Annotated in this window: 24 protein-coding genes, 3 tRNA genes and 3 rRNA genes; 19 read left to right on the top strand and 11 right to left on the bottom strand. The window is 55.5% G+C overall.

From position 1 onward, the window contains the following. The first annotated feature begins 33 nt into the window (after nucleotides 1-33). The 6 genes from AC1UKS_RS17550 to dkgB all read left to right on the top strand — a co-directional run bounded on the left by AC1UKS_RS17550 (nucleotide 34) and on the right by dkgB (nucleotide 4,710). Nucleotides 34-2,941 (top strand): 23S ribosomal RNA (locus AC1UKS_RS17550). Between the two features lie 228 nt (nucleotides 2,942-3,169). Next, nucleotides 3,170-3,285: ribosomal RNA gene (rrf, locus tag AC1UKS_RS17545) — 5S ribosomal RNA — on the top strand. A 53-nt stretch (nucleotides 3,286-3,338) separates the two neighbouring features. Then, nucleotides 3,339-3,414, top strand: a tRNA-Thr gene (locus tag AC1UKS_RS17540). Nucleotides 3,415-3,445: 31 nt separating this feature from the next. Then, nucleotides 3,446-3,561 (top strand): 5S ribosomal RNA (gene rrf, locus AC1UKS_RS17535). A 100-nt stretch (nucleotides 3,562-3,661) separates the two neighbouring features. After that, nucleotides 3,662-3,738, top strand: a tRNA-Asp gene (locus AC1UKS_RS17530). Between the two features lie 168 nt (nucleotides 3,739-3,906). After that, nucleotides 3,907-4,710, top strand: a complete 804-nt coding sequence (gene dkgB / locus AC1UKS_RS17525) for a 2,5-didehydrogluconate reductase DkgB (RefSeq protein ID WP_482434681.1) — start codon at nucleotides 3,907-3,909, stop codon at nucleotides 4,708-4,710. Nucleotides 4,711-4,725: 15 nt separating this feature from the next. Here the strand turns inward: dkgB and yafC are convergent, their stop codons facing one another. Continuing rightward, nucleotides 4,726-5,640 (bottom strand): DNA-binding transcriptional regulator YafC, encoded by a 915-nt coding sequence (yafC, locus tag AC1UKS_RS17520; protein WP_482434680.1) that lies wholly within the window; start codon nucleotides 5,638-5,640, stop codon nucleotides 4,726-4,728. A gap of 242 nt (nucleotides 5,641-5,882) precedes the next feature. Between yafC and AC1UKS_RS17515 the strand changes: the two genes are divergently transcribed. Both AC1UKS_RS17515 and AC1UKS_RS17510 read left to right on the top strand, forming a co-directional pair. Beyond that, on the top strand, nucleotides 5,883-6,686 hold the full coding sequence (locus tag AC1UKS_RS17515; protein ID WP_265909469.1) for an endonuclease/exonuclease/phosphatase family protein: 804 nt from the start codon (nucleotides 5,883-5,885) through the stop codon (nucleotides 6,684-6,686). 82 nt (nucleotides 6,687-6,768) lie between these two features. Continuing rightward, nucleotides 6,769-7,533, top strand: coding sequence for a class I SAM-dependent methyltransferase (locus tag AC1UKS_RS17510; protein WP_265909468.1), 765 nt, complete (start codon nucleotides 6,769-6,771; stop codon nucleotides 7,531-7,533). A 25-nt stretch (nucleotides 7,534-7,558) separates the two neighbouring features. Here the strand turns inward: AC1UKS_RS17510 and AC1UKS_RS17505 are convergent, their stop codons facing one another. From AC1UKS_RS17505 to gloB, 4 genes are all read right to left on the bottom strand, one after another. Beyond that, nucleotides 7,559-8,254, bottom strand: a complete 696-nt coding sequence (locus AC1UKS_RS17505) for a cyclase family protein (RefSeq protein ID WP_482434679.1) — start codon at nucleotides 8,252-8,254, stop codon at nucleotides 7,559-7,561. 1 nt (nucleotide 8,255) lies between these two features. Beyond that, nucleotides 8,256-9,608 (bottom strand): MFS transporter, encoded by a 1,353-nt coding sequence (locus AC1UKS_RS17500; protein ID WP_265909466.1) that lies wholly within the window; start codon nucleotides 9,606-9,608, stop codon nucleotides 8,256-8,258. Nucleotides 9,609-9,912: 304 nt separating this feature from the next. Further along, nucleotides 9,913-11,292, bottom strand: coding sequence for a murein transglycosylase D (gene mltD / locus AC1UKS_RS17495; protein ID WP_482434678.1), 1,380 nt, complete (start codon nucleotides 11,290-11,292; stop codon nucleotides 9,913-9,915). A gap of 69 nt (nucleotides 11,293-11,361) precedes the next feature. Further along, on the bottom strand, nucleotides 11,362-12,117 hold the full coding sequence (gene gloB / locus AC1UKS_RS17490; protein ID WP_482437024.1) for a hydroxyacylglutathione hydrolase: 756 nt from the start codon (nucleotides 12,115-12,117) through the stop codon (nucleotides 11,362-11,364). Nucleotides 12,118-12,161: 44 nt separating this feature from the next. Between gloB and AC1UKS_RS17485 the strand changes: the two genes are divergently transcribed. After that, nucleotides 12,162-12,902 carry a class I SAM-dependent methyltransferase gene (locus AC1UKS_RS17485; protein WP_482434677.1) on the top strand — a complete coding sequence of 247 codons (741 nt, stop codon included), beginning with the start codon at nucleotides 12,162-12,164 and terminating at the stop codon, nucleotides 12,900-12,902. On the opposite strand, the gene rnhA is transcribed toward AC1UKS_RS17485, so the two are convergent. After that, nucleotides 12,884-13,351 (bottom strand): ribonuclease HI, encoded by a 468-nt coding sequence (gene rnhA, locus AC1UKS_RS17480; RefSeq protein WP_041691914.1) that lies wholly within the window; start codon nucleotides 13,349-13,351, stop codon nucleotides 12,884-12,886. The genes AC1UKS_RS17485 and rnhA overlap by 19 nt on opposite strands. 51 nt (nucleotides 13,352-13,402) lie before the next feature. On the opposite strand from rnhA, the gene dnaQ reads away from it, so the two are divergent. Both dnaQ and AC1UKS_RS17470 read left to right on the top strand, forming a co-directional pair. Next, complete coding sequence (dnaQ, locus tag AC1UKS_RS17475; protein ID WP_013200883.1) at nucleotides 13,403-14,137, top strand: DNA polymerase III subunit epsilon; 735 nt, start codon at nucleotides 13,403-13,405, stop codon at nucleotides 14,135-14,137. Nucleotides 14,138-14,270: 133 nt separating this feature from the next. Further along, nucleotides 14,271-14,347 (top strand) — tRNA-Asp (locus AC1UKS_RS17470). A gap of 79 nt (nucleotides 14,348-14,426) precedes the next feature. Here the strand turns inward: AC1UKS_RS17470 and AC1UKS_RS17465 are convergent. After that, complete coding sequence (locus AC1UKS_RS17465) at nucleotides 14,427-15,920, bottom strand: NCS1 family nucleobase:cation symporter-1 (RefSeq protein WP_482434676.1); 1,494 nt, start codon at nucleotides 15,918-15,920, stop codon at nucleotides 14,427-14,429. Between the two features lie 145 nt (nucleotides 15,921-16,065). Between AC1UKS_RS17465 and AC1UKS_RS17460 the strand changes: the two genes are divergently transcribed. Genes AC1UKS_RS17460 through puuE form a run of 3 tightly spaced genes read left to right on the top strand, consistent with a single transcriptional unit; the run spans nucleotide 16,066 to nucleotide 18,514 of the window. Then, the gene (locus tag AC1UKS_RS17460; protein WP_265909462.1) at nucleotides 16,066-16,785 is read left to right on the top strand and encodes a GntR family transcriptional regulator; all 720 of its coding nucleotides are present in this window, start codon (nucleotides 16,066-16,068) and stop codon (nucleotides 16,783-16,785) included. Continuing rightward, nucleotides 16,782-17,528, top strand: a complete 747-nt coding sequence (hpxA, locus tag AC1UKS_RS17455; RefSeq protein WP_482434675.1) for an allantoin racemase — start codon at nucleotides 16,782-16,784, stop codon at nucleotides 17,526-17,528. Before AC1UKS_RS17460 ends, hpxA begins: the two co-directional genes overlap by 4 nt. Before the next feature lie 26 nt (nucleotides 17,529-17,554). Further along, on the top strand, nucleotides 17,555-18,514 hold the full coding sequence (gene puuE / locus AC1UKS_RS17450; protein WP_265909460.1) for an allantoinase PuuE: 960 nt from the start codon (nucleotides 17,555-17,557) through the stop codon (nucleotides 18,512-18,514). 125 nt (nucleotides 18,515-18,639) lie between these two features. Here puuE and hpxZ read toward each other — a convergent pair whose 3' ends face one another. From hpxZ to AC1UKS_RS17430, 4 genes are read right to left on the bottom strand one after another with little or no spacing between them, the layout of a single operon-like run. Then, nucleotides 18,640-19,023: an oxalurate catabolism protein HpxZ gene (gene hpxZ, locus AC1UKS_RS17445; protein WP_482434674.1), complete on the bottom strand. Its 384-nt coding sequence runs from the start codon at nucleotides 19,021-19,023 to the stop codon at nucleotides 18,640-18,642. Further along, entirely contained in the window at nucleotides 19,023-20,423 is a 1,401-nt protein-coding gene (locus AC1UKS_RS17440) for an AtzE family amidohydrolase (RefSeq protein ID WP_482434673.1), read from the bottom strand. The genes hpxZ and AC1UKS_RS17440 overlap by 1 nt, the downstream gene beginning before the upstream one ends. Then, nucleotides 20,420-20,608, bottom strand: a complete 189-nt coding sequence (gene hpxX, locus AC1UKS_RS17435) for an oxalurate catabolism protein HpxX (protein WP_482434672.1) — start codon at nucleotides 20,606-20,608, stop codon at nucleotides 20,420-20,422. The genes AC1UKS_RS17440 and hpxX overlap by 4 nt, the downstream gene beginning before the upstream one ends. A gap of 12 nt (nucleotides 20,609-20,620) precedes the next feature. Next, nucleotides 20,621-22,207, bottom strand: coding sequence for a gamma-glutamyltransferase family protein (locus tag AC1UKS_RS17430; RefSeq protein WP_482434671.1), 1,587 nt, complete (start codon nucleotides 22,205-22,207; stop codon nucleotides 20,621-20,623). A gap of 208 nt (nucleotides 22,208-22,415) precedes the next feature. Between AC1UKS_RS17430 and hpxU the strand changes: the two genes are divergently transcribed. The 5 genes from hpxU (at nucleotide 22,416) to AC1UKS_RS17405 (ending at nucleotide 26,395) form a co-directional block, all read left to right on the top strand. Then, nucleotides 22,416-23,255: a MurR/RpiR family transcriptional regulator HpxU gene (gene hpxU, locus AC1UKS_RS17425; protein WP_265909458.1), complete on the top strand. Its 840-nt coding sequence runs from the start codon at nucleotides 22,416-22,418 to the stop codon at nucleotides 23,253-23,255. Between the two features lie 305 nt (nucleotides 23,256-23,560). After that, a complete protein-coding gene (locus tag AC1UKS_RS17420) occupies nucleotides 23,561-24,346 on the top strand; it encodes a transporter substrate-binding domain-containing protein (protein WP_013200893.1) in 786 nt (261 codons plus the stop codon). A gap of 9 nt (nucleotides 24,347-24,355) precedes the next feature. After that, nucleotides 24,356-25,024, top strand: coding sequence for an amino acid ABC transporter permease (locus AC1UKS_RS17415; protein WP_013200894.1), 669 nt, complete (start codon nucleotides 24,356-24,358; stop codon nucleotides 25,022-25,024). Further along, entirely contained in the window at nucleotides 25,021-25,677 is a 657-nt protein-coding gene (locus AC1UKS_RS17410) for an amino acid ABC transporter permease (protein ID WP_482434670.1), read from the top strand. The genes AC1UKS_RS17415 and AC1UKS_RS17410 overlap by 4 nt, the downstream gene beginning before the upstream one ends. Beyond that, nucleotides 25,658-26,395, top strand: a complete 738-nt coding sequence (locus tag AC1UKS_RS17405) for an amino acid ABC transporter ATP-binding protein (RefSeq protein ID WP_041691915.1) — start codon at nucleotides 25,658-25,660, stop codon at nucleotides 26,393-26,395. The genes AC1UKS_RS17410 and AC1UKS_RS17405 overlap by 20 nt, the downstream gene beginning before the upstream one ends. Nucleotides 26,396-26,410: the final 15 nt, after the last annotated feature.

Raw genomic sequence — 26,410 nt, 5'->3', positions numbered from 1 at the left:
GCACGTGTCTTTCGGGACGCTTGTGGGTTGTGAGGTTAAGTGACTAAGCGTACACGGTGGATGCCTAGGCAGTCAGAGGCGATGAAGGGCGTGCTAATCTGCGATAAGCGTCGGTAAGGTGATATGAACCGCAATAACCGACGATACCCGAATGGGGAAACCCGGTGCACCTTGGTGCATCATTGCAACATGAATACATAGTGTTGCAAGGCGAACCTGGGGAACTGAAACATCTAAGTACCCAGAGGAAAAGAAATCAACCGAGATTCCCCCAGTAGCGGCGAGCGAACGGGGAACAGCCCAGAACCTGAATCAGCTTGTGCATTAGTGGAAGCGTCTGGAAAGTCGCAGGGTACAGGGTGATACTCCCGTACACAAAAATGCACTTGCTGTGAGTTCGATGAGTAGGGCGGGACACGTGACATCCTGTCTGAATATGGGGGGACCATCCTCCAAGGCTAAATACTCCTGACTGACCGATAGTGAACCAGTACCGTGAGGGAAAGGCGAAAAGAACCCCGGCGAGGGGAGTGAAACAGAACCTGAAACCGTGTACGTACAAGCAGTGGGAGCACCTTCGTGGTGTGACTGCGTACCTTTTGTATAATGGGTCAGCGACTTATATTCTGTAGCAAGGTTAACCGTATAGGGGAGCCGAAGGGAAACCGAGTCTTAACTGGGCGTTAAGTTGCAGGGTATAGACCCGAAACCCGGTGATCTAGCCATGGGCAGGTTGAAGGTTGGGTAACACTAACTGGAGGACCGAACCGACTAATGTTGAAAAATTAGCGGATGACTTGTGGCTGGGGGTGAAAGGCCAATCAAACCGGGAGATAGCTGGTTCTCCCCGAAAGCTATTTAGGTAGCGCCTCGTGAACTCATCTTCGGGGGTAGAGCACTGTTTCGGCTAGGGGGCCATCCCGGCTTACCAACCCGATGCAAACTGCGAATACCGAAGAATGTTATCACGGGAGACACACGGCGGGTGCTAACGTCCGTCGTGAAGAGGGAAACAACCCAGACCGCCAGCTAAGGTCCCAAAGTCATGGTTAAGTGGGAAACGATGTGGGAAGGCACAGACAGCCAGGATGTTGGCTTAGAAGCAGCCATCATTTAAAGAAAGCGTAATAGCTCACTGGTCGAGTCGGCCTGCGCGGAAGATGTAACGGGGCTAAACCATGCACCGAAGCTGCGGCAGCGACGCTTAGGCGTTGTTGGGTAGGGGAGCGTTCTGTAAGCCGTCGAAGGTGGACTGTGAGGTCTGCTGGAGGTATCAGAAGTGCGAATGCTGACATAAGTAACGATAAAGCGGGTGAAAAGCCCGCTCGCCGGAAGACCAAGGGTTCCTGTCCAACGTTAATCGGGGCAGGGTGAGTCGACCCCTAAGGCGAGGCCGAAAGGCGTAGTCGATGGGAAACAGGTTAATATTCCTGTACTCGGTGTTACTGCGAAGGGGGGACGGAGAAGGCTATGTTAGCCGGGCGACGGTTGTCCCGGTTTAAGCATGTAGGCGGAGAGTTTAGGTAAATCCGGACTCTTTTTAACGCTGAGGTGTGATGACGAGGCACTACGGTGCTGAAGTAACAAATGCCCTGCTTCCAGGAAAAGCCTCTAAGCATCAGGTAACACGGAATCGTACCCCAAACCGACACAGGTGGTCAGGTAGAGAATACCAAGGCGCTTGAGAGAACTCGGGTGAAGGAACTAGGCAAAATGGTGCCGTAACTTCGGGAGAAGGCACGCTGGCGCGTAGGTGAAGGGACTTGCTCCCGGAGCTGAAGCCAGTCGAAGATACCAGCTGGCTGCAACTGTTTATTAAAAACACAGCACTGTGCAAACACGAAAGTGGACGTATACGGTGTGACGCCTGCCCGGTGCCGGAAGGTTAATTGATGGGGTTATCCGCAAGGAGAAGCTCTTGATCGAAGCCCCGGTAAACGGCGGCCGTAACTATAACGGTCCTAAGGTAGCGAAATTCCTTGTCGGGTAAGTTCCGACCTGCACGAATGGCGTAATGATGGCCAGGCTGTCTCCACCCGAGACTCAGTGAAATTGAACTCGCTGTGAAGATGCAGTGTACCCGCGGCAAGACGGAAAGACCCCGTGAACCTTTACTATAGCTTGACACTGAATATTGAACCTTGATGTGTAGGATAGGTGGGAGGCTTTGAAGCGTGGACGCCAGTCTGCGTGGAGCCAACCTTGAAATACCACCCTTTAACGTTTGATGTTCTAACCTGGCGCCGTAATCCGGCGTGGGGACAGTGTCTGGTGGGTAGTTTGACTGGGGCGGTCTCCTCCTAAAGAGTAACGGAGGAGCACGAAGGTTAGCTAATCACGGTCGGACATCGTGAGGTTAGTGCAATGGCATAAGCTAGCTTGACTGCGAGAGTGACGGCTCGAGCAGGTGCGAAAGCAGGTCATAGTGATCCGGTGGTTCTGAATGGAAGGGCCATCGCTCAACGGATAAAAGGTACTCCGGGGATAACAGGCTGATACCGCCCAAGAGTTCATATCGACGGCGGTGTTTGGCACCTCGATGTCGGCTCATCACATCCTGGGGCTGAAGTAGGTCCCAAGGGTACGGCTGTTCGCCGTTTAAAGTGGTACGCGAGCTGGGTTTAGAACGTCGTGAGACAGTTCGGTCCCTATCTGCCGTGGGCGCTGGAAGATTGAGAGGGGTTGCTCCTAGTACGAGAGGACCGGAGTGAACGCACCACTGGTGTTCGGGTTGTCATGCCAATGGCATTGCCCGGTAGCTAAGTGCGGAAAAGATAAGCGCTGAAAGCATCTAAGCGCGAAACTTGCCTCGAGATGAATCTTCCCTGGGCCTTTAAGGCCCCTGAAGGGACGTTGAAGACTACGACGTTGATAGGCCGGGTGTGTAAGCGCAGCGATGCGTTGAGCTAACCGGTACTAATGACCCGTGAGGCTTAACCTTACAACACCAGAAGCGTTCTGGTGTGTGTCTGAGAGACACAAACAGATATTTTCAGCTTGAACCGGATAAAGAATTATCTGTTCTGCGGACCCCGGTCCGTGGGATTTTGCTTTGTGGCAAGGCGGCAAGCGCCGTGAAGGAAGGAGCATACTGAGGTATGTGACTGAGTTTACAAGCGCGGCCAACGCGGCCACGGAGCGAAATACACAGGACAGAGCACAGAATTTGCCTGGCGGCTTTAGCGCGGTGGTCCCACCTGACCCCATGCCGAACTCAGAAGTGAAACGCCGTAGCGCCGATGGTAGTGTGGGGTCTCCCCATGCGAGAGTAGGGAACTGCCAGGCATCAATTTAGACCAATAAGCGTGAGTTACCCGCTTGTTGCAAGAAATAAGCGTGCTGATATGGCTCAGTTGGTAGAGCGCACCCTTGGTAAGGGTGAGGTCCCCAGTTCGACTCTGGGTATCAGCACCAGTAATTAACCGATAACTCGGTAACAGATTTGCCTGGCGGCTTTAGCGCGGTGGTCCCACCTGACCCCATGCCGAACTCAGAAGTGAAACGCCGTAGCGCCGATGGTAGTGTGGGGTCTCCCCATGCGAGAGTAGGGAACTGCCAGGCATCAATTCAGACCATTTATGGTCATGACCTTTCCAGTGACACGGAAAGGGTGAAACACCTGATATCAGAAGCAACATTCTGAATTCAGTACAGAATCGGTGGAGCGGTAGTTCAGTTGGTTAGAATACCTGCCTGTCACGCAGGGGGTCGCGGGTTCGAGCCCCGTCCGTTCCGCCACTTAAACATGAAGCCCTGAGTCATAAGACTCAGGGCTTTTTTGTGCCCGTCATTTGGATATTATTGCTCAGAAAGCAAAAGTGTTGTGATTGTTAGCGGCTTTTTCGTCAATAATTCCTCTGTCATACTCCCGCAACTTAACCAATAACAGTAGCAAAAAGAGGATTTATGACACTTCCAGCATTCGGTTTGGGCACCTTTCGCCTGCAAGATGACGTGGTAATAGCTTCAGTGAAAAACGCGCTGGATCTCGGCTATCGCGTCATAGATACCGCCCAGATTTATGGCAATGAAGCTGCAGTAGGGCAGGCGATCGCGGAAAGCGGTGTGGCGCGCGACCAGCTGTTTATCACCACCAAAATATGGGTAGAAAACCTCAGTGCCGACGCCTTGATCCCCAGCCTGAAAGAGAGCCTATGCAAGTTACGCACTGATTACGTCGATCTGACCTTGATTCACTGGCCATCGCCAGGTGCCGCGGTAACGGTCGCGGAAACCATGAAGGCGCTGGTTGCGGCGAAAGAAGCCGGCCTGACTCGCCAGATTGGTATCTCCAATTTCACCACAGGGCTGATGCAGCAGGCGATTGATGCAGTCGGGGTTGAGCAGATTGCTACCAACCAAATCGAACTCCATCCATTCCTGCAGAACCGCAAGGTGGTGGATTTTGCCCGTGAGAAGGGGATCCCTATCACCTCCTATATGACGCTGGCGTATGGTAAAGCCTTGCAGGAACCGGTGATTATTGAGATTGCCGCTAAGCATCAGGCGACAGCCGCTCAAGTAGTGCTGGCATGGGCTATGCAGGAAGGGTATGCGGTAATCCCTTCCTCCACGCAGCGTGCGAATTTGCAAAGCAATATGGCAGCAAGGGATCTGAAGCTGGATGCTGAGGATCGGGCGAAGATCGCCAAGCTGGATCGCGCTGAACGTCTGGTCAGTCCTGAAGGTCTGGCACCAGACTGGGATTAAATCTTCACTCTGCCTTTACGGCGCTTCCCGTGTTCCTGGAAGCGCTGCTTTTACCCACTCATCGAGAAAATCGATAAACGAACGGATGCGTGTACTCACCGCACGATCGCTGTAGTACACCGCGTTAAACGGCATTTCGATGGGCAGGATCTTATCAGCCAGTAATTCCACCAGGGTTCCCTCTCTGATCTCACGGTCAATCATATAGTCTGACAGGCAGGCAATGCCGTTACCGCTTAAGCAGAGCTGCTTGATGGTTTCTCCGCTATTAGAGGTGGGATCCGCCGTGATGTCGTAAAGTTGCCCGTCGGCTTTGGCTATCGGCCAGCGGTTCAGACTCAGAGGTTCGACAAATCCCATGCAGACATGCCCGGCGAGATCCTGACAAGAGTGCGGGATACCGTGCTGCTGCAGGTAGTCAGGACTGGCAACAATTTTACGGTAGCTGGTAAATAGCGGACGAGCCCGAAGACTTGAGTCAGTCAGGTTGCCTGCCCGGATGGCGATATCCACCTTCCGCTCAATCAAATTAATAAAGGTCTCAGAAGACACCAGCGAAAGCGTGACTTCCGGATAGCGCTCCCGGTAAGGCTTGATCATCGGCATCAGCAGATGTAGCACGACCGGCGTGGCCGCATCGATCCGCAGCAATCCTTGCGGTATCTGCCGGCTTTCCATCAGCTCGTTTTCAGCCGCAGCCATCCCCTGAAGCACCAACTGGACCCGGCGAAAATAGACGTCGCCTTCCTGAGTGAGATTGACCTGTCTTGTGGTTCGGGTCAGTAACTCCACACCCAGCTTGGTTTCCAGCTTTTTGACCGCCCGACTCACGGCAGAGTTAGCCATGTCCAGCTGCTCTGCTGCCCGGCTAAAACTGCCGCTCTCGACCACGGCGACAAAAATTGCCAGTTCTTCTGAATTGGCCTTCATTATTGCTCCTTGAGCAAAATTCTGCTGAGACTTTGAATTAATTTGTTATTTAATCATGCGCCGATCCCGAGCGCTATGGAAACCGTTACCGCAAGCAAGCCTGATAACGCTCGGCCCTTGTTATCATTTGTTTACCGACTAACAGCAGTTATTAGTCTGATCCGATTGAAACTCACTACCAAAGCCCCTATAACTGAATGACACAATGATTCATTCAGCAGTAACTAAGGCCAGGCGGTAGAGTGCGAAGAAAGACGTATGCCATGAGATATGTAGCGGGACAGCCAGCGGAACGTATTTTTCCGCCCGGTGCCATGCTGCACGTTGGCAAAGCCTTGCCGCCGGGAACGCCGCTGACGACTGAGTCCACGCTGCGGGTGCTGGTGTGGAACATCTTCAAACAGCAGCGGGCTGACTGGCTCTCCGTCCTGCAGAATTTTGGTAAGGATGCGCATCTGGTGCTGTTACAGGAAGCGCAAACCACGCCGGAGCTGGTGCGCTTCGCCACCTCCAACTATCTGGCCGCCGATCAGGTTCCGGCCTTTGCTCTGCCTCAGCATCCGTCTGGGGTGATGACGCTGGCGTCCGCCCATCCCGTCTATTGCTGCCCGTTACGTGAACGCGAGCCTTTATTAAGGCTGTCTAAATCTGCTCTGGTGACGGCCTATGCCTTGCCTGACGATCAGATGCTGATGGTAGTGAACATCCATGCCGTTAACTTCAGTCTGGGGATTGATGTTTACAGCAAACAGCTGGGGCCGATTGGCGAGCAGATAATTCATCATCGCGGCCCGGTGATTATGGCCGGTGACTTTAACGCCTGGAGCCGTCAGCGCATCAATGCGTTATATACCTTCGCCCGCGATATGGGGCTGGAAGAAGTGAGTTTTACCGACGATCACCGGCGCAAAGCCTTTGGTCGTCCGTTAGATTTCGTGTTTTACCGCGGTCTGGGCGTGGCTGAAGCCTCCGTGCTGGTCACACGCGCCTCCGATCACAATCCCCTACTCGTTGAATTCAATCCCGGCAAGCCTGCGCTTCTCTAGGGAATGTTCGGCCTGCCGTCACGGGCAGGTCGATCTCACGTTCTGCCCATAACTCCAAAAAATCAGTAAGGAACACAGAGATATGGCTACACATCATCATGATAACGTCGACAAACAGTTTGGCGACCAGGCAAGCGCCTATCTGAGCAGTGCCGTGCACGCCAGCGGCCGCGACTTAGTGCGTCTGGGTGAACGTCTGTTTGCGGAAAAGGATGCGCATTTACTCGATTTAGGGTGTGGTGGTGGGCATGCCAGCTATGTTGCGGCTCAGCATGTTAAGCGCGTGGTGGCATACGATCTCTCGGCGAAAATGCTGGCTGTGGTGGCTGAAGCGGCAAAAGAGCGTGGCTATGAGCATCTGTCGACGGTGCAGGGCTATGCGGAATACCTGCCATTTGCCGACGAATCCTTTGATATCGTCATCAGCCGTTATTCAGCCCACCACTGGCATGATGTCGGACGGGCACTGCGCGAAGTGAAGCGCATCCTGAAGCCAGGCGGTAAAGTGATCTTTATGGATGTGAACGCGCCGGGCAATGCCGTGCTGGATATCTGGTTACAGACCGTTGAGGCGTTGCGCGATACTTCCCATGTCCGCGATTACAATCCTGGTGAATGGCTGACGATGTTCACGGAAGCCGGGCTGGCAATCACGGCCGTCAGTCATGACCGCCTGGATTTGGAGTTCAGCAGCTGGATTGAACGCATGCGCACGCCGAAGGTGATGGCAGATGCCATCCGGGCTTATCAGCAGTCTGCTTCTGAAGAAGTGCAGCGCTACTATGGTCAACAGCCGGATGGCAGCTTCAGTACTGACGTGATCTTTATCGAGGCGTTTAAGCCCTGAATCAAAACGGCCCCGCAAGGGGCTGTTACTCAACCAGTGCCACGGCCCGAATCGGCGAGGCGGAAGCGCCCTTAATTCGTAGCGGCAACGCCATAAAGGTAAAGGCTGTCGGCAGGCTTCGCAGATTGGCCAGATTCTCAATAATCAGGCAATCGGCACCCAACACGGCAAGGTGCGCGGGATGCGCTTCATTACTGTAGCGATCGAGCGACATCGCATCCGTCCCGAACACCGTCACGCCTTTATCAATCAAATACTGTGCACCTTCTGCAGACAGCCCCGGCCAGTTCTGTAAAAATGCCGCCTGATGGGGACGGCAACGCCATTTCTCATCATAGCCGGTGCGAAAAATCACAATATCCTGAGCCAGAATCTCGCCATGCTCTGCCTCCCATGCGGCGATCATCTCGCGGGTGATATCGGCGTTTTCCGCCAGATGGGACATATCCAGGCAGCGCCCGCGTCCCGTCAGTTGCTGCACGTCCACCTGTTCAATCGTCTTGCCACCCTCAATAAAATGCACCGGCGCATCAACGTGCGTACCGCAGTGATCTCCCAGGCTTAGCTGGCAGTTGTAGTTGCCGTCTCCGGCAGAGTAATCCTCCGCGCGGCTGCAGAAGAATTTGCCGTGGGTCGGCCAGACGGGCATAAATTCCTCATACTGATGGTTCAGCTCGATGAGGCGGTGTTGACGCAATAAGCTAAGCAGATCGTGAGTCATATCAGGCCTTATTCAGGTTGACGGTTTCTTTGATAAACCACAGTGGGGCGCAGGACAGCAGCAGCACGCCGACAATCACCAGATAGTGAACGGTGAAGCCATAACTGTGAATGATCCAGCCGCTAACGGGCGCAACCAGAATGCCGGCAATGCCAACGGCCAGGCCAATCATCAGCCCCATGCTGGATGCGGCGGCTCGTGGCGAGGAATCTATCAGCAATGCATAGGCAACTGGGTAGGGAGAGTTGCGGAACAGCCCCCAGAAAATCAGGATCGCCCAACCCAGCGCGGCAGAGTGGATAAACATGCACAGGGCCGCCGCCAGGATCCAGCCAGCAATGATAAAGGTCAGCGAGCGTTTGCGTCCTTTAACGTCTGAGAAGCTGCCCCACAGGATCTGGCCAATCCATCCGGTTAAGCCAGAGGCACCCGAAATGATCGCTGCGGTGGAAAGGTCCAGGCCCACTTCGCGGGTCAGTTGCAACGTCAGGAAGTTAGCAATGCCCATCTCGGCCCAGGTAAAGCCAAAAATCAGCAGGATCGCCAGCTGGCAGTTGCGGTTTTTCAGGCAGGAGACCGCGTTGGACCAGAGAGAGGCGTTCTCCACCGTTTTTTGCAGCGATTCGGTGACCGGCGGCGTCAGTTTGTTTTCAACAATCCAGTCATTCACTTTTTGATGATTTTTGCGGGTGCCGATAATCAGCTGGGCAATCAGGATCACCAGACCAATCAGCGGGATAAACAGAAAGGCTTCGCGCCAGGTAGCAAAAGCCAGAATGGCAGCGATCAGGATTGGACCGATAAACTGTCCCAGCGGAAAACCGGTATGGTGCACGCCGATAGCAAATCCACGGTTCTCTTTCTGCCACCATTCGCCCAGCAGCGCGACGTTAATCGGTTCTGAGCCACCGGTGCCCATCCCCATCGCCACTCTCAGCGCCTGAAACGCCCCGAGAGACTTGCAGAACGCCGTGGCGACACCCGAGACAATCTCCACTAACACTGCGACGCACCAGCTGTAACAGCGCTTGTGACCGGTGCCGACCCAATCCGAGAACAGCCCGAAGACTACGGCGCCAGTTAAGGTGCCGACAAAACTTAATGAGTTTAACCAGCCAGCCTGCACTTCGGTCAGGTTGAAGGATTTCATGATCGCTGGCAGCAGGGTCGGCAGAATAATCCTGTCGATGGAATTCATCAGGATTGCCAGCGTAGTGATCACCAGCATCCACCAGGAAAGCGGGTGGGCTCTCGGCAGGAAGCGTAAAAGCCCACGCCGGGGGGCCTGTGCTTCAGCGGCAGCGCTATCCTGAGTCGTTTGATGTTCAGCCAGTTCTGAAGAAGGAAGTGTCATATCTGGTGCCTTTCAATGTCATCGTTGTCTGCGGCCGTGATTAAACGGTCCGCGCCCTGTTTTAAACTGTTTCTTGTTATGTTTGCCAAAACCAGAGATCAAAAAATAAACAAGTTGATAACATAGACACTGATATTACTACCATACAAGTGTTGATTGATGGTTACTGGATCTTGATCACAGTTGTACCAGTAAGGATGCGTGAAGCCGCGAGGCGATCACAACGTGGAGCGAAGGGGAGGAAGGGGGAATTCAGGGCATAAAAAAAGCCAATCCGCAGATTGGCTTTTTATCGGTCTTAGTCTTAACTGTCTGGCGTACTGGTGTTGCTTACAAACAGCGTCAGCTTGTCGCCTGGCTGGATATTTTGTGAGCCACTGGTGTTCCAGCGCATCACATCCTTAATCTCAACACCGTGCCCTTTAGCAATGCTGGCCAGAGAATCACCTTTACGCACTTTATAGGTGATGCTGTTGCCATTATCGGCCAGTTTGGTGGCGTTGCCGCTACCGCCCGTGCTCAGGGTCTGTCCTGGTTTGATACTTGCGCCACGCAGGTTGTTTGCGCGCTGCAGGTCTTTCACCGAGACGTTCAGACGTTTGGCAATTCCTGACAGGGTATCGCCGTTGCGCACCTTGTAAGAACCGGCTGTCGTGTTATTCGCCAACGCTGTTGGCTGAACGGCAGCAATATCGCCTGTTGCCAGCGAGTTACGCAGCTGCGCTACGTTCGACTTCGGTACCATGATGTACTGAGGTCCACCTTTCGGTGCCGTAGTGCCGCGTTTGTAGCCCGCGTTAAAACTCTTCAGCTTGCTCAGTGACATGCCCGACATTTCTGCCGCCTGCGTCAGTTCAATCTGTTGGCCGACATCAACACGTGCCAAAGCACGTGTTTCGTTAGGCGCCGGCAGACGTAAACCGTAACGCTTGTTGTTCTTCAGGATATCGCCCAAAGCCAACATTTTTGGCACGTAAACCGTGGTTTCGCGTGGCAGAGATAAATGCCAGAAGTCCGTCGGTTTCCCTCGGGCTTTGTTGGCTTTTACCGCTTTCATGACGCGTCCTTCACCGCTGTTATAGGCGGCGATGGTCAGTAACCAGTCACCGTCAAACATCTTGTTCAGACGTTCCATCATGTCCAGCGCAACCTTGGTGGAAGCCACGACATCGCGGCGTCCGTCATACCACTGGCTCTGCTTCAGACCGTAGTTTCGCCCCGTCTGCGGTACAATCTGCCAGATGCCTGCGGCATTGGCGGCTGAGGTCGCATGGGGGTCAAAAGCGCTCTCCACTATGGGTAGTAGTACCAGTTCCATCGGCATTTTACGTTCTTTAATCTGCTCGACAATCCAGTACATATACGGCTCTGCCCGTAATGTTACATCGTGGAGATAGCTCTTGTTGCTTAAGTATTTCTGTTTTTGTTCGCGTATCCGGGCATTATCCGGAACCTTCATCTTCAGCTCGGTACTGATGAGATTCCACAAATCTTTATCCTGCGTAATGCGGGTTCCATCATCCTGCCAACGCGGGGATAACAACCGATCTGTGTCCTGCTCTGCTTCATTCTGACCTGCCGAAGACAAACTCTGTGCATGCTGTTCCGGGATGTTGGTGTCATGCTTTGACGCCTGGCAACCCACCAGCAAGACCGAGGCGAGTAATATCGCTTTAGCCTTCATGTGTGTGTCATTCTTCGCTTAAAAGACGAGCAACTATACTTGCTCGCCCATAGCAACACAACCCGAAAATCAAAAACGGTCTTTCTTCTCGCGTAGAGTTGCAAATACTTGCCACTCATGTTGTGGAGATGTTTCATACCCTATAAGTCTTTGTAAATCAGGTTCTTGCGTTCTTAAAAAAACGTTAATTTGTCGCTCTAATTCCAGCTTTGTCGGCACGGAAACACCGTTTTTCGCGCGTAACTCCTTAATTTCACGGTAATAGCTCTCTATCTTCGCATCCTGCGGTAAAATGGCATGCGAAAAGGTTAAATTCGATAAAGTATACTCATGCGCGCAACATATCAGTGTATCGGCGGGTAGCTGGTTAAGCTTCTGAAATGATTCAAACATTTGTTCCGGCGTGCCTTCGAATAATCGACCGCAACCACCAGAGAACATTGTATCGCCGCAGAAAAGGTAAGGGTGGCTGAAATATGAGATGTGTCCTAAAGTGTGACCGGGCGTATAGATCACGCTGAATTCGGTATCCAGCACGGTAATGCTATCCCCTTCACTGACGATCGATGTCGCCCCTTTTTCGGCGGTTTCATTCGGTCCATAGACCGTCATTCCCGGATATTTCTCCAGCAATTCTTTCACGCCGCCAACATGATCGTGATGATGATGAGTAAGCAAGATCGCGACGGGCTGCCACTGGTTTTTTGCCAGAACGGAGAGCACCGGAGCCGCTTCGCCTGGGTCAACGATCAGGCACTGGCCCTGTTCATTATTTAATGTCCAGATGTAGTTGTCCTGAAGTGCCGGAATGCTGGTAAGATTCATCATCGCCTCTTTTATTGGCTGAAATGGAAAGAGAATGGTAAAGCATGAAGCCCGCTAAAACACGCCAAATTCGTCAGGTGCCAGACTCGTGGGCAGAGATCCCATGGGGAGAGTTTTATCGTGATGCCCTCAACAAGCATCTCCAGCCTTGCCTCGCCAAACTCTACGGTTTTCATCTGTTAAAGGTGGGCCACCTTAGCGCCGAAATCGACACCGAAAGCTGCGCCATCTCTCATCAGGTTAACGTGGGATTAAGCGGCGACCGGCTGCAGGTCAAGGCGGATCCGATGAGCCTGCCGTTTGAATCGAAATCCGTTGATGCCTGCCTGCTGGCACATTGTCTGGCCTGGAGCAGCGATCCGCACCGCATTCTGCGAGAAGTGGATCGGGTCCTGATCGACGATGGCTGGATCATTATCAGCGGCTTTAATCCGTTTAGCGTGCTGGGGATCGGCAAACTGATCCCGGGTATCCACAAACGCGTGCCGTGGAACAGTCGGATGTTTACGCAGATGAGGTTAATGGACTGGCTGAGCCTGTTGAATTACGAAGTGGTTCAGCGAACGCGGTTCCAGGTGGTGCCGTGGAACCGGCAGGGCGGCAAGGTGATCAGCACGCATTTTCCGGCGCTGGGTTGCCTGAGCATCATTGTCGCGCGTAAGCGCACCTTCCCACTGATCATGAATCCGGCCAAACGGGCCGCGGCGAAAAGAAGGATCAGCTCGGCGGTCGGCGCAACCAGCCAGTTTCGCTCGCGGCAGGGGCATCAGGATTCTGACGTATAGCCCACATCTTGCTGGGTTGGGTTGCCTGCGGCCGCGCGGGCTAACTCGTCACACTGTTCGTTCTCAACGTGTCCCGCATGACCTTTAACCCATTCCCATTTGATTTCATGGTGGCTCAGGGCGCTGTCCAGCCGCTTCCACAGATCGACATTCTTGACCGGTTTTTTATCGGTGGTTTTCCAGCCGCGTTTTTTCCAGTTGTGGATCCAACTGGTGATGCCCTGGCGAACATACTGGCTGTCGGTGCTGAGCACCACTTCACACTTCTGCGTTAAGGCTTCCAGCGCGACGATAGCAGCCATCAACTCCATGCGATTATTGGTGGTTAAAAAATAGCCTTCACTGAAGGTTTTTTCGTGCTTACCATAGCGTAAAATAGCGCCATAACCGCCCGGTCCGGGGTTGCCAAGGCAAGAACCGTCGGTGAAAATTTCTACCTGCTTAGTCATCTCTGGTAGACTCCCTGCTGAAAAACGCCAAGTCTGACATAAACGGGTCCTATGAGCACAGTAAATACAACGCGTCAGATCGTACTCGATACTGAAACCACCGGTATGAACATGATTGGGGTGCACTATGAAGGGCATCGCATCATTGAAATCGGTGCCGTTGAGGTCATAAACCGCCGTCTGACCGGCAATAACTACCATGTTTATCTGAAGCCCGATCGGCTGGTGGATCCGGAAGCTTTTGGCGTTCACGGTATTGCCGATGAATTTCTCGCCGACAAACCCACCTTTGCCGACATCGCCGACGGATTCCTTGAATACATCGATGGCGCCGAGCTGGTGATCCATAACGCGTCGTTTGATATCGGCTTTATGGACTACGAGTTTGCCAAGCTTGGGCGCAACATTCCGAAGACCGAAACCTTCTGCCGCATTACCGACAGCCTGGCGATGGCGCGCAAAATGTTTCCCGGCAAGCGTAACAGCCTTGATGCGCTTTGTTCCCGCTACGAGATAGACAACACCAAGCGAACCCTGCACGGCGCACTGCTGGACTCCGAAATTCTGGCGGAAGTGTTCCTGGCGATGACCGGAGGCCAGACGCTGCTGAAGTTCTCGATGGAAGGCGATCAGCAGCAGCAAAGCAACGGCGACACTATTCATCGCATTACGCGTCCGGCCTCGGGGCTGGTGGTGTTATCGGCAAGCGAGGCGGAAAACATGGCCCACGAAGAGCGGCTGGATCTGGTGATGAAGAAGGGCGGAAGCTGCCTCTGGCGCGCATAAGTGCTGAAAATTACGCATTAAATCAGCGAAAAGGCGAAAAAACAGGCAGTCGGTAGAAAACCCCTATAAAAAGCGTTGACGGGGGGAAGGGCTGGCCGTAATATTCGCCCCGTTCCCGACGGGGAACATCGGTGGAGCGGTAGTTCAGTTGGTTAGAATACCTGCCTGTCACGCAGGGGGTCGCGGGTTCGAGCCCCGTCCGTTCCGCCAAGTATTCAGAAAGCCTGATTCAGCAATGAATCAGGCTTTTGTCGTTTCTGGAGACGGTAAAACGCCGTCCCCTCCTTTATTAACGCTTCTCTACCGCCACCTTACGACCATAGCCCTGGCTGCTGACCACGCGATCCTCACGCGCAATCCAGCGATAGAACCCACCAGCCAACGCCACGCCGATAAACCAGCTAAAGTTTGCCACCTCATGCAGCGAAGGAATAAAGCTGATCACCAGCCCAATCAACACCGACGGGACGAGGGCGACGATGGCTTTCGGGTTGAATCCACCGCGATACCAGTACTGGCCCTGAGGCGTATCATCAAACAGATCTTTCACTGAAATCTGGCTGCGTTTAATCAGATAGAAGTCGCACAGCAGGATACCGAACAGCGGCCCAATAAAGGCACCCAATACGTCCAGCGTGTAGTGGATCAGCTCAGGGGACTGGAACAGGTTCCACGGCGTTAACAGCACGGAACCGACCGCCGCGATCATGCCGCCGGTGCGGAAGCTGATTTTCTGCGGCGAACAGTTGGAGAAGTCGAACGCCGGGGAAACAAAGTTCGCGACGATATTGATGCCGATCGTGGCGGTGATCATCGTCAGCAGACCAATGGCGACCGCCAGATCGTTGCCGACGCGGCTCACCGTTTCAATCGGATCGGTGATCATATGGCCGAACAGCGACTGAGTACCGGAAACAATCACCACCGTCACCACGGAAAACAGCAGGAAGTTGAACGGTAAGCCCCAGCGGTTGCCGCGACGGATTTCATTCATGCTTTTACCGTAGCGCGAGAAGTCACCGAAGTTCAGCAGTGGGCCAGAGAAGTAGGAGACCACCAGCGCGGTCGCGGTAATCATTTCCCAGACCTGCTGGCCGCCGGTGAGCTGCTTGCTGGCCAGCGTCAGCGAAATACCGTCAAAGCCCGTCTTGTACACAATCCAACCGGCCAGCGCCACCATCACCACATACACCGCCGGACCGGCGATATCGATAAAGCGCTTGATGGCGCTCATGCCGTGCCAGAACACCATTGCCTGCGCCAGCCACATAATGCCGAAGCAAATCCAGCCAAGCTGAGACAGACCCAGCCAGGACGCGTGGGTCATGGCCGCCAGCGACGGCCAGAACTTCAGCGACACCAGCATCAGCGCATTGGCGGCGAGATAGGTCTGAATGCCGTACCAGGCAAACGCAATCAGTCCGCGGATCACTGCCGGGATATTGGCACCAAATACGCCAAAGGCCTGACGACAAATTACCGCATAGGGCACGCCGGCCATCTGGCTCGGTTTGGCGACGAGGTTGGCACAGATCTGCACAATGCAGATGCCAACTAACAGGCAAAGCAGCACCTGCCAGCTTGCCAGCCCGAGGGTAAAGAAGCTCGCGGCGACCACATAGCCACCCATACTGTGTACATCCGACATCCAGAAAGAAAAGATGTTGTACCAGCTCCAGTTCTGGTCGCGAGTCGGCGCCAGGTCTTCATTACACAGCCGTGGGCTGTAGTTTGCGTGGGCTTCAACCGCCGACGCCTGGCTGACATTCTGACTATTTGGCATGAAACCTGCTCCTGTGTAGGTCACTAAACGCAAATCGGGTTTAGGGAGACATTGCAGGAATCAGGCCAGAATCGTTTTTTTGTATACAAAACTTGAGATTCATGTGTACGATTCTTTACGGAACGGATGTTTACCGGAGTAGGTAATGAAGAGTGAAACCGGCCTGAAAACGGCCTCTGACCTGAACGACAAGGACGAGCCTATCTATCAGGCGTTGATGTCGGCCATTGTGGAGCACCAGTTGCCACCGGGCAGTAAGTTGCCGGAAGAAGCGTTGGCGGAGGTGTTTGGCATCAGCCGCACCGGGATCCGCAAAGTGCTTCAGCGCCTCGCCGCGGTGCAAATGATCGTCCTGACGCCCAAACGTGGTGCACAGGTGGCGACACCCTCGGTAGAAGAGGCTCAGGATATTTTTCGCACCCGTGCCTTACTTGAATGCGCCAATCTGCCGGCGATCCTCGAACGCTGCCAGTCCACGCACCTGGTGGCGCTGGAGAAACTCAATCGCCAGGAACAGCAGGCGCACGAGGCGCACGATGGCCCGGCCGCCATCCGCCTGTCCGCGGCTTTTCATATTCAGCTGCAGGCCATTTCGGGTAATCAGGTGCTGACCGAAATGGTGACGCGATTAACGCAGCGTTCTTCTCTGGTGATTGCGGCGTATGGCGCGCCGTGGCAGCAAGGCTGCCGCTGTGACGATCACGATCGGCTGATTGACCTGTTGCGACAAAAAGCGCTGCAACCGCTGACTGACGCAATGCAGCAACATTTCGGGCATATCGTGGACAGTCTGCATTTTGAACGCAGCGGCGAGCAGCTGCCTGATTTTGGCCGCTTATTTGCAGGCTTTGGAGCGAAAGCATGAGCGCGAAGCAGATCGTTCAGGTGATTAACCCGAACACCAGCCAGGCGATGACCGCGACAATCGGCGCCGCTGCACGCGCCGTGGCTGCGCCGGGAACCGAGATCCTCGCGGTGTGCCCGTCGCAGGGCGTGCCGTCTATCGAAGGGCATTTTGATGAGGCTATCGCCGCCATCGGCGTACTGGAACAGGTTAAGGCAGGGCGAGAGCTGGGCGTCAGTGGGCATGTGATTGCCTGCTTTGGCGATCCGGGGCTATTGGCAGCCCGTGAACTGGCTCAGGGCCCGGTGATTGGCATTGCCGAAGCGGCGATGCATATGGCGACGATGGTCGCGACCCGCTTCTCGATTGTGACCACCTTGCCACGCACCTTAATCATTGCGCGGCATTTGCTCCAGCAGTATGGCTTTGAACAGCATTGCGCCGCGTTGCACGCCATCGATTTACCGGTGCTGGCACTGGAAGATGGCACCGGTCTGGCACAGGAGAAAGTGCGCGAAGGCTGTATACAAGCGAAAAAGCGAGACGGTAGCGGCGCCATTGTGCTCGGTTGTGGTGGCATGGCCACGCTGGCGCGTGAATTAACGCTGGAAATGGGTATCCCGGTCATTGATGGCGTGGGAGCCGCAGTAAAAATGGTGGAGTCGCTGGTGGCGCTGGGGTTATCGACCAGTAAACACGGTGACCTGGACTATCCTGCAAGAAAAACGCTGTCGGGTCAGTTTGCCTCTCTTAAACTGGATTAAGTCGTCCCGACTCAAGGACTTTGACCATGAATGATGCCGTAGAGAAAAAAGAGTACAGCTTTAATAAAAATTACCCGCGCGATCTTCGTGGCTACGCGGGCAATCCTCCCCATGCGGCCTGGCCGGGCAACGCGCGGATCGCCGTGCAGTTTGTGCTGAACTATGAAGAGGGTGCCGAGAACAACGTGCTGCATGGCGATGCGGGGTCCGAACAGTTCCTGTCCGATATTATCGGCGCGGCAAGCTATCCTGAGCGTCATATGTCGATGGACTCGCTGTATGAATACGGTTCGCGTGCGGGTTTCTGGCGCATCCATAATGAGTTTCAGAAACGTGGGTTGCCGCTAACGGTGTTCGGCGTGGCGATGGCGCTGGCGCGTCATCCCGAGATTGTTGAGGCCATTAAGGCTGCCGATTACGACGTGGTCAGCCACGGCTGGCGCTGGATCCACTATCAGTCGATGGATCCGAAAGCGGAACGTCAGCATATGCAGCAGGCGGTGGATACCTTAAAAGATCTGTTTGGCAAGGCGCCGACGGGCTGGTACACCGGACGCGACAGTCCGAACACCCGCCGGCTGGTGGTTGAGCAGGGCGGTTTTACCTACGACAGCGATTATTATGGCGACGACCTGCCGTTCTGGACGCAGGTCACCTGTCAGGATGGCACGGTGAAGCCGCATCTGATCATCCCGTATACCCTTGAAACCAATGATATGCGCTTTGCCACACCGCAAGGCTTTAACACCGCAGAGCAGTTTTACACCTATCTGAAAGACAGCTTTGATGTGTTGTATGACGAGGGCGAAACCGCGCCGAAGATGCTGTCGATTGGTATGCACTGCCGCCTGTTGGGGCGTCCGGGGCGTTTCAAAGCCTTGTTGCGCTTCCTGGATCACATTCAGCAGCATGAAAACGTGTGGATCTGTACGCGTCAGCAAATCGCTGAGCATTGGGTTAAGACTCATCCTGCGCCGGCGGAGTGAGTTTGCAATAAAACCGTGGCCCGAGAGAGTGGGCTACGGGGAGGCGGCATCCAGGCCGGCGTGAATCAGTTCACCCCGGCCTGGATAATCAGCGTCTGAGTGACGCACTGTCGCCGTGAGCGGTTTTACACCATCAAACTGACCTGCGCCGCCACAATGCGCCAGCCACACGGCAGCTTGACCCACGTCTGTTGCTGGCGGCCAATTTTATCCGTTCCTTCGCGGGTGAATTCGGTGCTACACACCGCATAATCTTCGCCAAAGGTGGTGATAACCGTATTGCGCAGCTCCCGGTTCAAGCCTGCTGACGGCCGTGAAGCGCGAAATTCTCTGATCTCCTCAATGCCATACAGATTCTCCCCGGCCCCTAAACGCACGGTACGATCGTCATGCCAGAACAATTCATCCAGCACCACCGTATCATTGCTGATCAGGGCTTCTTCATAGCGGTAAAATGCGGTAGTGACTTCAGCCAGAATCGCCGGGCGATCGATATATTCACTCTTCATTAGTTTGCGCTCACGTTGACGGGGGCTGCTTGCGCAATGCCCATTTTTTCCAGTGCCCATGCCGCACGCAGACAGGCCTCTTCTTTGAACGGGGCCGCAATCAGCTGCAGGCCGATCGGTAAACCGCCCGGCGTTTGCAGCGGCACGGTGGTGACCGGCAAGCCGAGGAAGGAAATCGGCTGCGTCAGCATACCCATGCTGGCGCGGATCGGCAGATCGGTGCCGTTGATGTGCATGGTTTCCTGGCCGATAAGCGTTGCGGTACTCGGCGTCGCGGGCGCGAGCAGCACGTCGAACTGCTCAAACAGCGGCAGGATCTGCTGCTTAAAGTGATGACGGAACCGCTGCGCCTGCACGTACCAGGCCGACGGGATCATCGCACCGGCCAGTAAACGCTCACGCGACAGCGGTTCAAAGCGTTCAGGCTGGGTACGCAGCGCCGGGAGATAGTGGTTGCCGCCCTCAGAGGCGGTAATGATAAACGCGGCAGTGCGCGCCAGCTCCGCCTCCGGGAAGAGCACTTCATCCTGCGCGTTCAACGCTTTCGCGGCAACTGCAACCGCTGCGCGGGCGTCTTCACTGCACCAGGTCTGGAAATAGCCGCCCAGCACGCCGCAGCGCAGGCCTTCAAGGCCGTGCTCAAGCAGGCGATGGGCGGGATGAATGGCTTTCTCCGCCTGGAAGCTGTCCTGCGCATCGCGTCCCTGCAGGACGTCGTAAACCACCGCCAGATCCTCCACCGAGCGGGTAAACGGACCGATATGATCCAGGCTGGCAACAAACGGATGGCTGCCGCTGCGGGACAGGCGGCCAAAGGTCGGTTTCAGACCGAAAATGCCACACAGCGAAGCCGGTACGCGGATCGAACCGTTGGTGTCGGTTCCCAGCGAGAAGTTAACCAGTCCCGCCGCCACGGCGGCAGCGGAGCCGCCTGACGATCCACCGGCAATCCGCTTCATATCGCGGGGATTTTTGGTCGCGCCATAATGGGTGTTCTCGGTGGTAAAGCCGTAGGCATAGGCATCCATATTCAGCATGCCGGAGAGCAGGGCGCCCGATTCGCTCAGTTTATTCACCGCAAAGCCATCCTGCTTTGCCGGCTGACGATCGCTGAACAGGCTGGCACCGGCGAGGGTGGCGTGCCCGGCAACATCAAACAGATTTTTCACCGCATACGGCACCGCGGCCAGCGGCGGGAGCGCACGGCCTTCCTTACGCAGACGATCGAGTCGATCGGCTTCGTTCAGCATGCGATCCTGCGTCACTTCCGTCCAGGCATTGATCGCCGGGTTGGCCGCTTCAATATGACTCAGCGTCTGCTGCGCGATTTCACGGGCGCTGAGCTCGCCTTTCGCCAGCGCGCCCTGAATGTCATTAATGGATAATGAGGCCGGATTCATGCTTTATACACTCCTGCCACTTCCAGACGGTCATCCAGCGGGAACGCCATCAACGGGGCGGCCATTCCGGCGATGCGGGTAAACTGCACTAACAGTTCGTCACGTCGCTGCTCGTCCAGCGGCACGCCCAGAACCTGTTCCATTTGTGCCACGTAGGCTGCCCAGTCGGGCGAAGTTTGTTTCATGATCCTCTCCTGTTAAAAACCGGCAGCGCTGCCGTTGCTTCTTGGGTCACATGCCCCTTCCAGCATGCCGTTGGTATGCCGGACGATGGCGCCGGCGTGACCAACGGCCTCGCTGTAGTCGGGCAGGGCTTCAACGTCGTGACCCAATGCGCGAAGTTGTGCAAAGGTCTGTTCGGAAAAACGGCTTTCCAGCTTCAGTGAATCGGAGGCCTGGCCCCAGGTGCGGCCGAGCAGCCAGCGCGGTGCACTGATGCACTGCTGAAGCGGCATACCCTGAACCACGTGACGGGTGAAAATGGCGGCCTGCGTTTGCGGCTGTCCATCTCCGCCCATCGACCCATACACCATGGTGCGGCCATCATTCAGGCGCGCGGCGGCAGGATTCAGCGTATGGAACGGCTGTTTGCCGGGCACCAGCGTTAACAGATGGTCAGGATCAAGGCTGAATGCCGCGCCGCGGTTCTGCCAGGTAATGCCGGTGTCGGGCAGCACCACGCCGCTGCCAAACTCGTGATAAATGCTCTGTATAAATGACACGGCCATGCCGCTGCTGTCCATTACGCCCATCCACACGGTGTCGCCCGGACCTTTGCCCGTTCCCCAGGGCGCAGCTTTCTGCTCATCGACCTGGTTCGCCAGGGTGGCCAGCACGTCGGAATCCAGCAGCGCCTGCATCTCTTCGCGCATATGCAGCGGGTCGGTGATGTAGCGATCGCGCAGGCTGAAGGCGAGTTTGGTCGCTTCGACAATGCGGTGCACGGTCTGGGCTTCATCGGCTTCCGCCATATTCAAGCGGTCGGTAATGCCAAGGATCGCCAGAGACACCAGCCCCTGGGTTGGCGGCGTCATATTGTAGACTTCGCCATACTGATGCTGAATGCGCAGCGGCACCCGGCGCTTAGCGCGGTGATTATTCAGGTCTTCCAGCGTGACCGGCATCCCCAGGCGTGACATCTCGCTGGCCAGCTTATTGGCCAGCGGACCGCGATAAAAACTCTCCAGCCCGTCTTCCGTCAGCAGGCTGAGGGTATTCGCCAGCTCCGGCTGAGTGAAGCGGCTGCCCGCTTTCGGCACTTCGCCATCAGGCAGGTAGGTGTGAGCGAAGCCAGGCTGCTTCGCCAGCTCATGGTATTTGCTTTCGGTGGCGGCAGACTGTGATTGAGTGACGGGAATGCCATCGGCAGCATAACGGATGGCATCGGCCAGTAACCGGGCAACCGGGGTGGGCGTGCCGCCAAACTCGGCTGAAATCGTTAACGCTTCAGCCCAACCGCTGACGGTGCCGGCCACGGTCAGCGCCGCTTTAGGGCCACGATGCGGAATCGACGCGAGGCCCTCATAGAAGGCGCGATCGGCGAGCGAACCGGCAGCGCCGCTGGCGTCGATGGCAATCGGGTCACCCTTTGGCGGCACGATCACCCAGAAGCCGTCTCCGCCCAATCCATTCATGTGCGGGTAGACCACGGCAATTGTCGCGGCGGCGGCCACCATCGCTTCAATGGCATTGCCGCCTTCGCGTAAGACGGCCAGCGCGCTTTCACTTGCCAGATGGTGCGGCGCCACGGCCATGCCCAGCGGGGCGATATTACTCTGAATCATTCCAGTCTCTTTTTTTAGGGTTACAGGGGAACAATGAAGCAAGAGATGTTCCAGTTTTTCAGAATCAGGGCGCTTAAGCGTGGAAAACTGCCGGCCGGCGCGGAAGAGAGAGACAAATTTCTCGTCTGACGGCAGAATGACTTCCCCGGATGGGCACGTTATTTGTATATGTTAGGTTCTCTGAAACAAAAGTTACAAGGTCAATACCATGAAGCAGCTCGATGAGCGTCTCAGAAGTCACTATCCGCAGCTCTCGCCGCAGGAGCAACGGGTAGGGGATTTTGTTTTCGATCACTTTGATGATTTGATCAGCTACAACAGCGCCGAGCTGGCCCGCCTGAGCGGCGTATCCAAGGCGACGGTGAGTCGCCTTTTCAAGCGCTTAGGCTATGAAAAATATAAGGATATGCGCGATGAACTGCGCACGCTGCGCCAAAGCGGAATGCCGTTAACCGACAACCGTGACGCCGTGCAGGGCAACACGCTGCTGGCCCGCCACTACAAGCAGGAAATGGCCAATCTCACCCAGTGGGTTAACGAGGTGGATAGCGCTCAGTTTGGTGAAGTGGTTCAGCATCTGGCCAACAGTAAGCGCGTATTTGTGGTCGGGCTGCGCAACGCCTATCCGGTGGCGCTGCACTTCCGCCAGCAGTTATTGCAGGCGCGGGGCGGCATTCAGGTGCTGCCGCAGCCCGGCCAGACGCTGTCTGAAGAGCTGGTGGAAGTGACGCAGGAGGATATGGTGGTGGTGCTGGCCTTCCGTCGTCGCCCTCGCATTATCAAGCCGTTACTGCAACAGCTGCAGCATGATGGCATCCCCACGCTGGTGATCTGTGAACCGCAGGCGCAGGCCATTATTGCACTGGCACGCTGGCAGCTTTGTGCCCCGCTGGACAGCGTTTCCGCCTTTGACAGTTACGCCTCAGCCAACAGCTTAATCAACCTGCTGGCCAATGCCGTGCTGCATGAACTTTTAACCGAAGGACGCCAGCGCATTCATCAAATCGCCGACCTTTACAGCCATCTGGACGAACTGGAACAGCGCTAATGGGGCACCATTTTGGTGCTTTGCCTGTTTATAGGGCGCTGGACCATCGCTATACCCTTTCATCATTCCCGCCCGATTGACGCGGGCTTCTGGCGCAATAGCAAACGATTGCCAGGCGAATTACTGCTACTAAAACCTTAACTTCCGGTTTCAGCGCGGTTTTTATCGCCTTATCCACCCCGCCATCCCGCACGCGGCTTGCCGCCGCAAAAAATTCTCCGCCTTTTATTCTCGCTGGCACATTAGTTGCAAATAAATTCTTCAAGAATCTTTCGTTTCATGTTTTATTACTCGGGGAACACCTAATGAAGAAAGCATTACTGGCAATGGTTGGCGCGGCACTGATGTTGACGCAGGTGACGCAGGCAATGGCCGATCAGCTGCAGGACATTGAAAAACGTGGCGTTCTGCGGGTGGCCGTTCCTCAGGACTTCCCGCCGTTTGGCTCAGTGGGTACCGATTTGCAGCCGCAGGGCTACGATATTGATATGGCGAAATACCTGGCGAAGCAGATGAAACTTAAGTTGCAGCTGGTGCCGGTGACCAGTGCCAACCGCGTGCCTTATCTGCAGACCGACAAAGTGGATCTGGTGATCTCCAGCATGGGTAAAAACCCGGAGCGCGAAAAAGTTATCGCCTTCAGCCGGGCCTATGCACCGTTCTTCCTTGGGGTGTTTGGACCGAAAGACGCGCAGCTCAAAGATGCTGCGGCGTTGAGCGGCAAAACCATTGGCGTGACGCGTGGTGCGGTGGAAGACATGGTGCTGACCGACGTGGCACCGAAAGACACGCAGCTGAAGCGTTATGAAGATAACAACACCACGCTGTCTGCCTACCTGTCTGGTCAGGTGCAGTACGTGGCGACCGGTAACCTGGTGGTGGCAGCGATTGCCCGCCAGAATGCCGACAAAGCGCCGGTGGCGAAATTTATGCTGAAGGATTCACCGTGCTTTATCGGCATGCGCAAAGATGAGCCGGCACTGAAAACCAAGGTGGACGCGCTGATTGAGCAGGCGATCAAAGACAAAACGCTGAACGGTCTGTCTGAAGAGTGGTTGAAAGCGCCACTGCCTGCAGATCTGGGCGCGTAAGGGCAGGCAATGATTGGGCAACTGAACTTTCCCGCTCTTTGGCCCTACTGGCCGGAACTGCTTTCCGGCTTGTGGGTCACCATCCAGCTGACCGTACTGGCGACCGTGGGTGGCGTCTCACTGGGGATCCTCGGCGCCGCGCTGCGTAGCGGCAAGCCCTCGCTGGTGAGTCGCCTGTGGGGCGGCTATGTCGAGCTGATCCGCAACACGCCGTTTGTGGTTCAGCTGTTCTTTATCGTCTTTGGCCTGCCAAACCTGGGGCTGAAGCTGACCGCTGGCGAGGCGGCGCTGCTGGCGATGCTGATTAACCTCGGCGCATACAGCACCGAGATTATCCGCGCCGGCATCCAGGTAACGCCGAAAGGGCAGTGGGAAGCCGGACGCGTGTTGGGCTTAACCCGACTGCAAACCTTTATGCGGGTGGTGCTGCCGCCATCGCTGAAGCGCATTTACCCGGCGCTGGTCAGCCAGTGCATTATCGTGATGCTTGGCTCGTCGGTGGTGTCGCAGGTCTCTTATGAAGAGCTGACCTTTGCCGCCAACCTGATCCAGTCGCGCACGTTTTTAAGTTTTGAAGTTTATCTGGTGACCACGCTGATCTATCTGGCGTTGTCGATTGTGATGCGTCAGCTGCTGCTGGCCGCAGGCCGTAAATGGTTAGGGAGCGCCCAGGGATGAATACCTTTACCGATTGGGACATCCTGCGCAATTTGCTGCTGGCTGCCCGCTGGACAATTTTACTGTCGCTGACCGCGTTCTTTGGCGGCACGGTGGTCGCGCTGCCGCTGGTGATGGTGCGGTTAACCCGCCGCCGCTGGCCGAACCGGCTGATCCGCGGCTACACCGAACTGTTTCAGGGCACGCCGCTGCTGATGCAGCTATTCCTGGCGTTCTTTGGCGTGGCGTTATTTGGCATTGATGTGTCCCCGTGGACGGCGGCCTCGCTGGCGTTAACCTTTTACACCAGCGCGTTTCTGGTGGATATCTGGCACGGCAGTATTCTGGCGCTGCCAAAAGGGCAATGGGAAGCCTCACGCTGTCTGGGCCTCAACTTCGGTCAGACCTTATTTCGCGTGGTGTTACCGCAGGCGTTGCGGATTGGCATTGCGCCCACCGTCGGCTTTGCCGTTCAGGTGATTAAAGGCACCGCGCTGGCGTCGATTATCGGTTTTATCGAGTTGACCAAAGCCGGCACCATCCTGAATAACGTGACCTATCAACCGTTCAAAGTTTTCGGGCTGGTAGCGCTGGGCTACTTCCTGATGTGTTATCCGCTGTCCCGTTACAGCCAGTACCTGGAGAAGAAATTCAATGCCGCTCATCACCATTAATCAGGTGCAGAAATATTATGGCGAGAACCACGTGCTGAAAGGCGTGGATCTCGATATCGATATGGGGCAAGTGATCTCCATTATCGGCCGCAGCGGCTCGGGCAAAAGTACCTTGCTGCGCTGTATGAACGGACTGGAAGGCTATCAGGAAGGCAGCATTAAGCTGGGCGGCATGACCATCACCAACCGCGATTCGCAGGCGCGTGAAATCAGCAGTTCAATCGGCATGGTGTTCCAGAACTTCAACCTGTTTCCGCATATGACCGCGCTGGAAAACGTGATGCTGGCCCCGCGCCGTGTATTAAAAAAGAGCGAAGCGGAATGCCGCGCGCTGGCCGCCCAGATGCTGGAAAAAGTCGGCCTGGGCGACCGTATGGATTACTTCCCGGCCAACCTGTCCGGCGGACAGCAGCAGCGCGTGGCGATTGCCCGAGCGCTGGCCATGACGCCGAAAGTGCTGCTGTGCGATGAAATTACCTCGGCGCTGGATCCGGAGCTGGTGGGCGAAGTGCTGAAGGTGCTGGAGCAGTTAGCCAAAGAAGGCATGACCTTAATCCTGGTGACCCACGAAATGAACTTTGCCCGTGAAGTGGGCGACCGCGTGGTGTTTATGCATCAGGGCCGCGTCTGGGAGCAGGGCGACAGCAAAAGCCTGTTCGCCAATCCGCAGACGCAGGAACTTAAACAGTTTATCTCCTCGGTGCGTGGCTTAAGTTAATCGCGCCGGTTCAGA

The sequence above is a fragment of the Erwinia sp. AK-PDG3-5 genome, assembly GCF_056821705.1.
Note: the sequence above shows the minus strand (reverse complement) of the source record. Positions and strands in the feature narration are given on the sequence as shown.